The following is an 11,275-nucleotide window of genomic DNA, read 5'->3' as shown; positions in this document are numbered from 1 at the left end:
ACCCCCGAACCCCCGAAAACCCCTGAACCAGCGGATACAGCAGGAGAGCAGTACATGACCACCTCCACCACTCCCCGCGGCCTGACCGCCGAGGAACTGCGCGCCAAGCTCGACTCGGAGCACCCGCCGCGGCTGCTCGACGTCCGCTCCCCCGCCGAGTTCGAGGCCGCGCACATCCCCGGCTCCTACAACGTCCCGCTGGACACCCTGCGCGAACACCGCGAGGAGCTGACCCGGCACCTGGACACCGACGTGGTGCTGGTGTGCCGCTCCGGGCAGCGGGCCGGCCAGGCCGAGCGCGCCCTCGCCGAGGCCGGGCTGCCCGGGCTGAGCGTCCTGTCGGGCGGCATGACCTCCTGGGAGAAGTCCGGCGCCCCGACCAACTACGGCCAGGAGCGCTGGGACATGGAGCGCCAGGTCCGCCTGGTGGCCGGCTCCCTCGTCCTGGTCGGCGCCCTCGGCAGCTTCGTGGTGCCCGGACTGCAGGCCCTGTCCGCGTTCGTCGGCGGCGGCCTGGCCTTCGCCGCCATCAGCAACACCTGCGCCATGGGCGTGCTGCTGTCGAAGATGCCGTGGAACCGCACTCCGTCCTTCGATCCGCGCAAGGCCGTCGCGCAGCTCGCCGGCGGCAGGTGACCACCATGACGCTGACGCTCGTCCTGGTCCTCGCGCTGCTGGTCGGCGTCTCCCTCGGGCTTCTCGGGGGAGGCGGGTCGATCCTGACCGTGCCGCTGCTGGTCTACGTCGCGGGCATGGACGCCAAGGAGGCCATCGCCACCTCCCTGTTCGTCGTCGGCGTCACCTCCGCCGTGGGCATGATCAACCATGCCCGCGGCGGGCGGGTCCGCCGGCGCACCGGCGTGCTGTTCGGAGCGGCCGGCATGGCCGGCGCCTACGCCGGCGGGCTCATCGGCGGCAGCATCCCCGACGTCGTCCTGCTGATCGCCTTCGCGGTCATGATGATCGTCACCGCCGCCGCCATGCTCCGGGGCCGCCGGAGCGTCGACCCCGGCAAGGTCCACAAGCAGCTCCCGGTGGGACGGGTACTGCTGGACGGAACGGCCGTCGGCCTGGCCACCGGCCTGGTCGGCGCGGGCGGGGGCTTCCTGGTCGTACCCGCCCTGGCCCTGCTGGGCGGACTGCCCATGCCGGTGGCCGTCGGCACCTCGCTGCTGGTCATCGCGATGAAGTCAGCCGCCGGGTTCGCCGGCTACCTCTCCACCGTCCAGATCGACTGGGCACTGACCCTGGCCGTCACCGGTTCCGCGATCGTCGGCAGCCTCGCCGGGGCCAGGCTGGCCGGACGCGTCCCCGCGGACGTCCTCTCCCGGCTGTTCGCCTGGTTCGTGCTGGGCATGGGCACCTTCGTCCTGGTCCAGCAGGCCCCCGCCGACATGCGTCTGCCGATCCTCGCCGCCGTCGCCTCGCTCGGCGCCGGAGCGGGTGTCTGCTACGGCTTCGTCGACCGCTGTCCGCTGCGGCGCGCCGTGCACGGCACCTGACCCCGGGCACCTGACCCCGGCCCCGCCCCGGATCCGGTACCCCGGAACGCCTCCCATCGGCGCTCCGGGGTACCGGTGTACCGGGACACTGGCATACCGGTGCCGCCCGTCGGACGGAAGGCACCGGAGCAGGCGGAATGTTCCGCCCCACCCTGGCGTTGACTACCCCAGGGGGTATCAACCGCCACCATCCCGGTGAAACGGAAGGAACCACCATATGAGCACCGTCGCACTCACCGCCGCCGACTTCGAGAAGACCGTCACCGGCAACGACATCGTCCTGGTCGACTTCTGGGCCTCCTGGTGCGGCCCGTGCCGCATGTTCGCCCCGGTCTACGAGAAGGCCTCCGAGGCCAACCCCGACATCGTCTTCGGCAAGGTCGACACCGAGGCCGAGCAGGCCCTGGCGGCCGCCGCCGACATCACCTCCATCCCGACCCTGATGGCCTTCCGCGAGGGAGTCCTGGTCTTCGCCCAGCCCGGCGCACTGCCGGCCCAGGCCCTGGACCAGGTGATCACCGCCGTCCGCGGACTCGACATGGACGAGGTGCACGCCTCCGTCGCCGCCCAGAACTCCGGCTCCGGCCAGAGCGACTGAGCCCGCCCGGCGCGGAACGAACGAAAGGATCGACCACCGTGGTCCAGCTTCCTCCCGAGAACGTGCGATCGGCCGTCAACCGCCTCAAGCGCGCCCAGGGCCAGCTCGCCGGCGTCCTTCGCATGCTGGAGGAAGGACGCGACTGCGAGGACGTCGTCACCCAGCTCGCCGCGGTCAACCGCGCGCTGGACCGGGCGGGCTTCTCCATCGTGGCCAGCGGCCTCAAGCAGTGCATGGCACAGGAGGGCGGCGCGGACAGCCTCGACGCCCAGAAGATGGAGAAGCTCTTCCTCTCCCTGTCCTGAACACTCGTGCCCCACTGGATTCGGGGCGTGCGCCCCCGCTCGGGGGCGCACGCCCCGAATCCAGTGGGGCACGAGCCCGTCGGAGCACCCGCCGGTCACCAGGACCGGCTCCGGTCCGCCACGCGGCGGTTCCCGGGCCGCGCCGCCCCGCCCCCCGCCGGACCGCGGTCGGGATCGATCTCCGCGGCAGCACGGCCTCGTGGAGGAGCGGCCCGTGGTGGGTACCACCGGCACGGAGGGCGGAGGCCGCAGGGGAATCCGGGCGGCGCGGCACCGTCTCAGCCCTTCCGGTCGGCTCCGGAAGCCCGGACCACGGCGACGGGGCAGTGCGCGTGGTGCAGGGCGGCCTGACTGACCGAGCCCAGCAGCAGACCTGAGAAGCCGCCCCGGCCGCGCGCCCCGACCACCAGCAGCTGGGCGCTGCCGCTGGCCTCGATCAGCGCCTGGCGGGCGCCCCCCTGGACAAGCTGCCGGTGCACGGTGACGTCGGGGTACTTCGCCTGCCAGCCCGACAGCGCCTCGGCCGCCACCCGATCCTCCTCGTCCCGGAGCATGTCCACGTCGTAGACCAGGGGCAGCGGCTCGGCGGGACCGCCGGAGACCGGGCCGGTCCAGTTGTTCCAGGTGTGCAGCGCGACCAGGGCAGCGCCCCGCGCCGACGCCTCGGCGAACGCGAACCCGACGGCGGCCTCACCGGCCGCCGAGCCGTCCACGCCCAGCAGCACGTGGCCCGTCGGGTCCGGCCTGCCGCGCACCACCAGGACCGGGCAGTGGCTGTGCGCGGACAGGTGCACGGCGGTGGAGCCCAGCAGCAGTCCGGTGAAACCGCCCAGGCCGCGGCTGCCGACCACGACCAGCGACGCGGACCGCGACCGGGCCTCCAGCACCGTCAGCGGCTCGCCGACGACGACCTCGCCCTCGACCTCGATCCCGGCCTCCGCGCCGCCCGCGTGCTCGACCGCCTGCGCCACCAGCTTGTCGGCCATGTTGCGCAGCCCGCCCTCGGGCGGGCCCATCGGAGACGGCCCCAGCGGCACGTGCAGGACCGGCCACAGGAACGCGTGCACCACCCGCAGCCCCACACCGCGCAGCCGTGCCTCGTGTGCCGCGGCGGCCACCGCGTCCAGGCTCGACGGCGAGCCGTCCACTCCCACCACGACCGGTCCGTTCATCTTCCCTCTCCCAACTCCGCGCGGAAGCCGCGGCCGTGTCCGTACCGCCCGCTCAGCTTCTCCGCACCGTGTTCCGTTGTGCACTGATCACACTGATCCTCTTCCATGCTCCTTCATAGGGCCGCACGGCCGGGGGACAGGGGCCATACGTCCCCGGTTCCGCCCGGAAGCGGTTCCGTGGTCGCCCGACGGCTGTGCGGCGACCGCTTGGCACAGTTTTTCCGGACTGGCGCACTCGCGGCCATCCGTCCGTACGACGCGGGGGTGACCTGGGGCACGTCCGCCGCGATACTGATCTTCTCGCCCCTTCCCGTCCGCCCGCCGTCCCTCTCCCGCCTCGGTGTCCGCCGTTCCCGTCCGGAGGTAGTCATGAAGATGCTGATCAACGTGCCGGAGACGGTGGTGGCCGACGCCCTGCGCGGCATGGCCGCCGCCCATCCGGAGCTGACGGTCGACGTGGACAACCGGGTGGTGGTGCGCCGGGACGCGCCGGTCGCGGACAAGGTGGGGCTGGTCTCCGGCGGCGGCTCGGGGCACGAGCCGCTGCACGGCGGGTTCGTCGGCCCCGGGATGCTGGACGCGGCCTGTCCCGGCGAGGTGTTCACCTCCCCCGTCCCGGACCAGATGGCACGGGCGGCGGCCGCCGTGGACAGCGGGCGGGGAGTGCTGTTCGTGGTGAAGAACTACACCGGCGACGTGCTGAACTTCGACATGGCCGCCGAGCTGGCCGAGGACGAGGGCGTGCGGGTCGCCAGGGTGCTGGTCGACGACGACGTGGCGGTGGTCGACAGCACCTACACCGCCGGGCGGCGCGGCACCGGCGCCACGCTGTTCGTGGAGAAGCTGGCGGGCGCGGCGGCCGAGGCGGGAGCGCCGCTGGAGCGTGTGGAGGCGGTGGCCCGGCAGGTGGTGGAGTCCTCCCGCAGCTTCGGCGTCGCGCTGAGCGCCTGCACGACCCCGGCACGGGGCAAGCCCACCTTCGACCTGCCGCCCGGCGAGCTGGAGCTGGGCATCGGCATCCACGGGGAGCCGGGCCGCGAGCGGCGGGGGATGATGACCTCCGGCGAGATCGCGGACACGGCGGTGGACGCGGTGCTGGACGACCTGCGCCCGGACCGTCCCGTGCTGGCGCTGGTCAACGGCATGGGCGGCACCCCGCTGCTGGAGCTGTACGGCTTCGCCGCCGAGGTCCACCGGGTGCTCGGCGAGCGCCGTGTGGCCGTGGCCCGCACCCTCGTCGGCAGCTACGTCACCTCGCTCGACATGGCGGGCTGCTCCGTCACCCTGTGCCAGGCGGACGAGGAGCTGCTGCGGCTGTGGGACGCGCCGGTACGCACCCCGGCACTGCGCTGGGGCATGTGATCCCGGGCTGCCGGGCAGGGAAACGTACGCGGCCACCGCAGGCGCCGCCCGCAGACGGCCCGCAGGCAGCCGCAGGCAGCCCGCAGACAAGGAGACCGTGGTGACCGTCGCACTGGACGCCGACTTCTTCCGCCGATGGATGTCCGCGGTCTCGGCCGCCGTGGACCGGGAGGAGGACCGGCTGACCGAGCTGGACTCCGCCATCGGCGACGCCGACCACGGCGCCAACATGCGGCGCGGCCTGACCGCCGCGGTCGCCTCCCTGGAGGAGGAGGCCCCCTCCTCCCCCGGCGCGGTGCTCGCCCTCGCCGGGCGCCGGCTGATCTCCACCGTCGGCGGCGCCTCGGGCCCGCTGTACGGAACGCTGCTGCGCCGCGCGGGCAAGACGCTGGGCACGGAGGAGACCGCGGATCCCGGCCGGTTGCGGGAGGCGCTGCGCGCCGGGGTGGAGGCGGTGGCGCAGCTGGGTTCCGCGGCGCGGGGCGACAAGACGATGCTGGACGCGCTGTACCCGGCCGTCGAGGCGCTGGGCGATTCGGGCGGCGACTTCGAGGCGGCGCGCAGGGCCGCCGAGGAGGGGGCCGCGGCCACCGTGCCGATGCGGGCGCGCAGGGGCCGGGCCAGTTATCTGGGCGAGCGCAGCATCGGGCACCAGGACCCCGGCGCCACCTCCTCGGCGCTGTTCTTCGCCGCGCTCGCCGACACCGCCCGCACCGTCGCGACCGGGGAGCGGGCATGAGCGCGGTGAGCGGCCGGGTCGGCGTCGTACTGGTCTCGCACAGCAGGCAGGTGGCCGAGTCCGTCGCCCATATGGCGCTGGGGCTGGCGGGCGGCGCCGACGTCCCGGTCGTGCCCGCCGGCGGCACCGGGGACGGCGGGCTGGGCACCAGTTCGGAGCTGATCACCGAGGCGGCCCGCCGGGTCGACCGGGGCGCGGGTGTGGCGGTGCTGGCGGACCTGGGCAGCGCGGTGCTGACGGTGCGCACGCTCCTCGCGGAGGAGGACGAACTGCCCCCGGGCACACGTCTGGTGGACGCGCCTTTCGTCGAGGGCGCGGTCGCGGCCGTGGTCACCGCCTCCACCGGCGCGGACCTGGACGCGGTCGCGGCGGCCGCGACGGAGGCGTACGGCTACCGCAAGGCCTGACCGGGTCCCGTACCGCCCGCCCTCCGCCCTCGCGGGGGTTCCCGCACCGCCGCCCGGTCGTGTCCCTCCGTCCGGACCGGGCTGACGCCGACGGCGTCGCAGACGGCGATGTAGAGCACCACGGGGTGGGCGCAGGGGATGCCGTCCTCGGGCCGGTGGGCCAGGCGCGGCCCGCTTCCGGAGGTGTGCGGGGCGATGAGGGCGCCGGCCGCGTAGCGGACCGCCGACGGCCACGCCACTTCCGATGTCGGCCCCGGAGGGCACGATCCACCACCATCGCTCGGTGTCGGCGAACACACAGCCCGCCCGGGGCAGCTTCCGTCCGAACCACGGTCCCGGGCCGGCGTCCACCCCGACGGCGTCGTATCCGAGCGGAGCGGACAGGTCCGCGGGGAGTCTCAGTCTGCCGCGCCGTCCGGCGCCCGGGGCGCGCATCGGCGTTCCGCGGCGGGGGACGGCAGCCGGGCCCACACCGACCAGCCGCAGCCGTGTGCCTCCCGGATCCCCCAGGCTTCGCTGACGGCCTCGACCAGCATCAGCCCTCTGCCGTGCTCCTCTCCCGGCAGTCGCGCCCGGGAGGCGGAGCCGGTGGGCGGGCCCGGGCGGCGGCCGCGCACCTCCAGGCGCAGCGGCGCCTCCTCCCCGCCCGGGGCGCCCCTCTCCTCCCGCAGTTCGCACACCACCGATCCGCTGCCGGTGTGCACCACCGCGTTGGTGAACAGCTCCGAGACCACCAGGGCCGCCGTGTCGCGGGTCTCCTCGTCCGCGCCCCATCCGGCCAGCAGGCCCCGAACGAGGCGGCGTGCCTTCGCCACCGACTCGGCGCGCGCCGGCAGGGCGAACTCCGTTCCGCGCGGCGGGGGCCGGTCTCCGGCTGCCACCGCAGGGCGGCCGGTCCCGCCCGGTGGGACGACCGGTTCCAGTGGTGGGGGGAGGAGGCGGTCGTGGACCGTGCAGCACGCCTTGGACCGCGTCGAGGTGAACCGTGTCACACCGTCACTATGCTCACCGCGCGGGACAGTTGGCAAGGGCCACTGTGAAGAATGCAGAGTTGCCGATACAGGGTGTTCGCTCCGTCAACTCCGTGGCACACTGCGGGACATGGCCAGGACACCAGGAGGGGCAGGCGATGAGTGAGCCCCGGTCGGCACCGACCGTGGGGCAGCTCGTGCTGGGCAGGCGGCTCCAGGACCTGCGCCAGAAGGCGGGACTGAGGCGCGAGGAGGCCGCGAAGGTCCTCCACGTCGCCTCCGCCACCATCCGCAGGATGGAGACGGCCGAGGTCGCGCTGAAGATCCCGTACGTCCGTCTGCTGCTGGAGGCCTACGGGGTCGCCGGCCGCGACGCCGAGACCTTCGTGGCGCTGGCCGAGGAGGCCAACAGGCCGGGCTGGTGGCAGCGGTTCCGCGATGTGCTGCCGGACTGGTTCAGCGTCCACGTCAGCCTGGAGAGTTCCGCCAGGGTGATCCGGGCCTACGAGCCGCATGTCGTCCCGGGCCTGCTGCAGACCGAGGAGTACGCCCGGCACATACTGCGCAAGGGCGCGGTCGGCCGGGCCGTCAAGGGTGAGGTCGAGCGGCACGTGGCGCTGCGCATGGAGCGCCAGCGCCTGCTCACCCGCGCGGACGCCCCGCGTCTGTGGGTCCTGGTGGAGGAGACGGCGCTGCGCCGTCCCGTCGGGCCGCCGCAGGTCATGCGGGCCCAGGTCGACCGGCTGCTGGAGGAGGCGGAGCGGCCGAACGTCACCCTGCAGATCACCGAGTTCTCCTCCGGTTTCCATCCGGGCACCTACGGGCCGTTCGTCCTGTTCCGCTTCGGGCTCCCCGAACTCCCGGACATGGTCTACGTGGAGTACCTCACCGGCGCCGTCTACCTGGACGAGCGCACCGAGGTCGCCTCCCACCTCGAACTCCTGGACCGCATGTCGGCCCAGGCGGCAACGGCACGACGCACGAAGGAGATCCTCCGGGATTTCCGCAGGGAGCTCTGAGATGGACCGCATATACAACGGCATGCGCGCCAGCGACCTCGGTGCCGAGGGCTGGCACAGGCCGTGGAGCGGCGGCAACGGCGGCAACTGTCTGGAGGCGAGGAGACTGCCCGACGGCCGGGTCGCCATCCGCCAGTCCACCGATCCGGACGGTCCCGCGCTGATCTGCACCCCCGGTGAGATCAGCGCCTTCGTCCAGGGCGCCAAGGCGGGAGAGGCGGACTTCCTCCTCTCCTGAACCCGCGGGCCCCCGGCCGGCCGGCTCCAGGCCCGCCCGCCGTCCGGGGGCCCGCACACACCCGATCCACCCGACCCGCCCGACCTGCCCGATCCACCCGCCCACTCACACAGACGTAAGGACACACCACATGGCCGACGACATGAGCTGGACACGGAGCCGGTCGGCCCGGGAGCCGGTCGAGATCGACACCTCCGTCCCCAGCATCGCCCGCGTCTACGACGCCATCCTCGGCGGCAAGGACAACTACCCGGTGGACCAGGAGATCGCCGAGCAGGTTGCCAGGGCCTTCCCCGACGGGGGCGAGGGTGCCCGCACCAACCGCAGACTGCTGGTGCGGGCGGTGCGCCACATGGCCCGCCAGGGCATCGACCAGTTCCTGGACATCGGCTCCGGCCTTCCCACCGCGCAGAACACCCACCAGGTGGCCCAGGAGGTCAACCCCGGGTCGAGGGTCGTCTACGTCGACAACGACCCCATCGTCCTCGCCCACGGCCGCGCGTTACTGGAGGACGACGACCGCACCGTCGTCGTCACCGCCGACATACGCGAGCCCGACGTCCTGCTCGGCCATCCCGACGTGACCGGCATGCTGGATCCGGACCGCCCGGTGGGGCTGATCCTCAACGCCGTGGTCCACCACCTCCTCGACGAGGAGGACCCCGACGGGCTGGTGGAGACCTACAAGCGGTGGCTGGGGCCGGGCGGCTACCTGCTGCTCACCCACTTCTGCTCCTCGACCCCCGAGGCCCGCGGCCTGGAGTCGGTGCTGCGGCAGGCCCTCGGCCGGGGTCAGCTGCGGAGCATGGCGCGTATCGCCGCCTTCTTCGAGGGCCTGGAGATGGTCGAGCCCGGCGTGGTCTATCTGCCGTACTGGCAGCCCGACGAGCCGGTGAAGGCCCCGCTGGACATCGCCGGTCTGCTGGTGGCCGGCGGCCTGGGCCGCAAGCCGGGCCGGTAGCCGCCGGCCACGCGCCGCCGTTCCGGCCACGCGTCCGTACGGTGCGCCGAGGCGTACGGACACGAGCCGCGGGCCCCGCCGCTTCCCCCACGAGCGGCGGGGCCCGTGTACGTCTGCTTCCACCGCTTGGCACACTTTTCCGGCGCTCTCCGGAAGCACCGTCCCGGTCGCCGGCGGCCCCTGCCGCCCCCGGTCCTTGCGGGAACGCCCGGAGCGGATGAGTACGGCTACTCAGGTGCGGCCGGGCGCGCCCGGCGAGGATGGGTCCGCCGCCCTTCCCCGCGTCCGGCATCGAGCATCCGGTGTCCGGCGTCCGGCGGACGCACCGGCAACCGCGCAGGAGTATCCAGAGGAGCCCGCCGTGCTCAGCACCGTCGCCCGTACCGTCGTCCCCGCTCTCGGCCGCCTGCGGGTCACCTCCGACCCCGGCGCCGACCTCGCGCCCGGCAGCATCGTCGCCGCCAACCACACCTCCCTGGCCGACCCCGGCGTGGTTCTGGCCGCCCTGCACCGCCTGGACACCCGGCCCGTGGTGCTGGCGACCGCCGGGCTGTGGCGGATACCGGGCCTGCGCCAGGCCCTCGTCCGCGACGGGCACGTGCCGGTGCACCGGGGCACCGAGCGGGCCGCCGCCTCGCTGGAGGGCGCCGCCGCCGCGCTCGCGGCGGGCCGGGTCGTGCTCATCTACGGCGAGGGCGGTCTGCCGCGCCGCGCGGACTCCGGCGAGGCCGAGCCCGGTCCGTTCCGCAGCGGGCTGGCCCGGCTGGCGCTGGCCACCGGCGCCCCGGTGGTGCCTCTCGGGCAGGCCGGCTCCCGCCGGATCAGCTCCGGGTCCACCGCCAAGCAGGTCGCCGGGTTCGTCACCGCCCCGCTGCGCCGCCCCGGCGTGCACGTCCACGTCGGCGAGCCGGTCCGGCTGTCGGGCGACGTGGTCACGGCCACCGCCCGCGCCCGCCGGGCGGTCGTCGCCGCCTGGCGGGTCGCGGCGGAGCGGGCCGGCCACCCCGTCCACTCCCGCGGGGACTTCTCGGCGACCGCCTGAACCACCCCGCCCGCCGTGAAGAAGGCGGTACGGTGCTCTCCCGCCGGGACGGCCGGGTGCCGTCGCGGACGAATCAGGGCTGCCGGGATCGTTCCCGCGCCAGGCGGTTTCGGGCCTCCTCCCAGGGAACGGGCAGCCGCTCGGCGGGGACGGTCCAGAAGACGAAGTGGGAGTCCTTCGTGACGGGCCGCAGCCGCTTCATGATCGACCTGTGCGGCTCGGCCCCGGCGTAGGCGTACAGCGCCTCCCGGCTCTCCCAGGCCGAGAGGGTCCAGAAGACACCGCGGCCGAACTGGGCTATGAGGGAGACGCCGAGGGCCCCCGGGGAGCGGCGGGCCTGGCGCCACGACGCCAGGGAGAGCCGGAAGAAACGGGGGACGTGCCGCAGGGAGCCGACCTCCAGCCGGGAGGCCATGACGACGGCTTCGGTGGCGGGAGCGGCCGGGTTGACCGTGGTCCAGGAGAGTTCGGGCATGTCGCGGGGTCCTCGACTCGCGGGCAGGGCGCACGGGCGTCACCTACCGATGGACAGTGGCACTATCTGCTATCGATAGCGACACGTTACACTCTCCAGCCAGCTCGCGGTACACACCGCGCCCGTCGCAGAATCGAGGAACCCCGTGAGGATGTCCGAGCTGAGCCGTCGCAGCGGTGTCCCCATCCCGACGATCAAGTTCTATCTGCGGGAGGGGCTGCTGCGGCCCGGCCGGGCGACGGCCAGCAACCAGGCCGAGTACGACGAGGACCATCTGCGCCGGCTGCGCCTGGTCAGGGCGCTGATCACGCTCGGCGGGATCTCGGTGGCCGCCGCCAGGGAGGTCCTGGAGGCGGTCGCCGAGCCGCTGGACCGGTACGAGACGCTCGGCGTCACCCACTACGCCCTGAGCTCCCCGGTGTCCGCGCGGGCGGACGGAAGGAGCGCGGGGGGCGGAAGGAGCGAGGAGCGCGGAGGGGAGGAG

General features: G+C 73.9%; 15 protein-coding genes. 12 read left to right on the top strand and 3 right to left on the bottom strand.

Annotation, left to right across the window (positions count from 1 at the left end):
* Nucleotides 1-54: 54 nt before the first annotated feature.
* From L7D48_RS19225 to L7D48_RS19210, 4 genes are all read left to right on the top strand, one after another.
* Nucleotides 55-636, top strand: coding sequence for a rhodanese-like domain-containing protein (locus L7D48_RS19225; protein WP_237880702.1), 582 nt, complete (start codon nt 55-57; stop codon nt 634-636).
* A 5-nt stretch (nt 637-641) separates the two neighbouring features.
* Nucleotides 642-1,502 carry a sulfite exporter TauE/SafE family protein gene (locus L7D48_RS19220; protein WP_237880700.1) on the top strand — a complete coding sequence of 287 codons (861 nt, stop codon included), beginning with the start codon at nt 642-644 and terminating at the stop codon, nt 1,500-1,502.
* Between the two features lie 217 nt (nt 1,503-1,719).
* Nucleotides 1,720-2,100, top strand: coding sequence for a thioredoxin (gene trxA, locus L7D48_RS19215; RefSeq protein ID WP_237880698.1), 381 nt, complete (start codon nt 1,720-1,722; stop codon nt 2,098-2,100).
* 38 nt (nt 2,101-2,138) lie between these two features.
* Nucleotides 2,139-2,405 carry a metal-sensitive transcriptional regulator gene (locus tag L7D48_RS19210; RefSeq protein WP_101255927.1) on the top strand — a complete coding sequence of 89 codons (267 nt, stop codon included), beginning with the start codon at nt 2,139-2,141 and terminating at the stop codon, nt 2,403-2,405.
* A 278-nt stretch (nt 2,406-2,683) separates the two neighbouring features.
* On the opposite strand, the gene L7D48_RS19205 is transcribed toward L7D48_RS19210, so the two are convergent.
* On the bottom strand, nt 2,684-3,577 hold the full coding sequence (locus tag L7D48_RS19205) for a universal stress protein (RefSeq protein WP_237880696.1): 894 nt from the start codon (nt 3,575-3,577) through the stop codon (nt 2,684-2,686).
* Between the two features lie 369 nt (nt 3,578-3,946).
* Between L7D48_RS19205 and dhaK the strand changes: the two genes are divergently transcribed.
* The 3 genes from dhaK (at nt 3,947) to dhaM (ending at nt 6,085) form a co-directional block, all read left to right on the top strand.
* On the top strand, nt 3,947-4,939 hold the full coding sequence (dhaK, locus tag L7D48_RS19200) for a dihydroxyacetone kinase subunit DhaK (RefSeq protein WP_237880695.1): 993 nt from the start codon (nt 3,947-3,949) through the stop codon (nt 4,937-4,939).
* A gap of 139 nt (nt 4,940-5,078) precedes the next feature.
* Nucleotides 5,079-5,678 (top strand): dihydroxyacetone kinase subunit DhaL, encoded by a 600-nt coding sequence (gene dhaL, locus L7D48_RS19195; protein WP_237880704.1) that lies wholly within the window; start codon nt 5,079-5,081, stop codon nt 5,676-5,678.
* Nucleotides 5,675-6,085, top strand: coding sequence for a dihydroxyacetone kinase phosphoryl donor subunit DhaM (dhaM, locus tag L7D48_RS19190; RefSeq protein ID WP_237880694.1), 411 nt, complete (start codon nt 5,675-5,677; stop codon nt 6,083-6,085). The genes dhaL and dhaM overlap by 4 nt, the downstream gene beginning before the upstream one ends.
* 398 nt (nt 6,086-6,483) lie before the next feature.
* Here dhaM and L7D48_RS19185 read toward each other — a convergent pair whose 3' ends face one another.
* Nucleotides 6,484-7,077 carry an ATP-binding protein gene (locus L7D48_RS19185; RefSeq protein WP_237880693.1) on the bottom strand — a complete coding sequence of 198 codons (594 nt, stop codon included), beginning with the start codon at nt 7,075-7,077 and terminating at the stop codon, nt 6,484-6,486.
* A gap of 137 nt (nt 7,078-7,214) precedes the next feature.
* Between L7D48_RS19185 and L7D48_RS19180 the strand changes: the two genes are divergently transcribed.
* The 4 genes from L7D48_RS19180 (at nt 7,215) to L7D48_RS19165 (ending at nt 10,316) form a co-directional block, all read left to right on the top strand.
* Entirely contained in the window at nt 7,215-8,075 is an 861-nt protein-coding gene (locus L7D48_RS19180) for a helix-turn-helix transcriptional regulator (protein ID WP_237880692.1), read from the top strand.
* A 1-nt stretch (nt 8,076) separates the two neighbouring features.
* Nucleotides 8,077-8,313 (top strand): DUF397 domain-containing protein, encoded by a 237-nt coding sequence (locus L7D48_RS19175; protein ID WP_237880691.1) that lies wholly within the window; start codon nt 8,077-8,079, stop codon nt 8,311-8,313.
* A 130-nt stretch (nt 8,314-8,443) separates the two neighbouring features.
* Nucleotides 8,444-9,274 carry an SAM-dependent methyltransferase gene (locus tag L7D48_RS19170; protein ID WP_237880690.1) on the top strand — a complete coding sequence of 277 codons (831 nt, stop codon included), beginning with the start codon at nt 8,444-8,446 and terminating at the stop codon, nt 9,272-9,274.
* 361 nt (nt 9,275-9,635) lie between these two features.
* Entirely contained in the window at nt 9,636-10,316 is a 681-nt protein-coding gene (locus L7D48_RS19165) for a 1-acyl-sn-glycerol-3-phosphate acyltransferase (RefSeq protein ID WP_237880689.1), read from the top strand.
* Nucleotides 10,317-10,389: 73 nt separating this feature from the next.
* Here the strand turns inward: L7D48_RS19165 and L7D48_RS19160 are convergent, their stop codons facing one another.
* Nucleotides 10,390-10,791: a DUF3291 domain-containing protein gene (locus L7D48_RS19160; protein ID WP_237880688.1), complete on the bottom strand. Its 402-nt coding sequence runs from the start codon at nt 10,789-10,791 to the stop codon at nt 10,390-10,392.
* 151 nt (nt 10,792-10,942) lie between these two features.
* Here L7D48_RS19160 and L7D48_RS19155 point away from each other — a divergent pair.
* The coding region (locus L7D48_RS19155) for a MerR family transcriptional regulator (RefSeq protein ID WP_256463001.1) at nt 10,943-11,275 on the top strand (333 nt) is incomplete at its 3' end.

Origin of the sequence: Streptomyces sp. ICN903 (assembly GCF_022015835.1) — a bacterium.
GTDB classification, from domain to species: Bacteria; Actinomycetota; Actinomycetes; order Streptomycetales; family Streptomycetaceae; genus Streptomyces; species Streptomyces fenghuangensis.
Note: the sequence above shows the minus strand (reverse complement) of the source record. Positions and strands in the feature narration are given on the sequence as shown.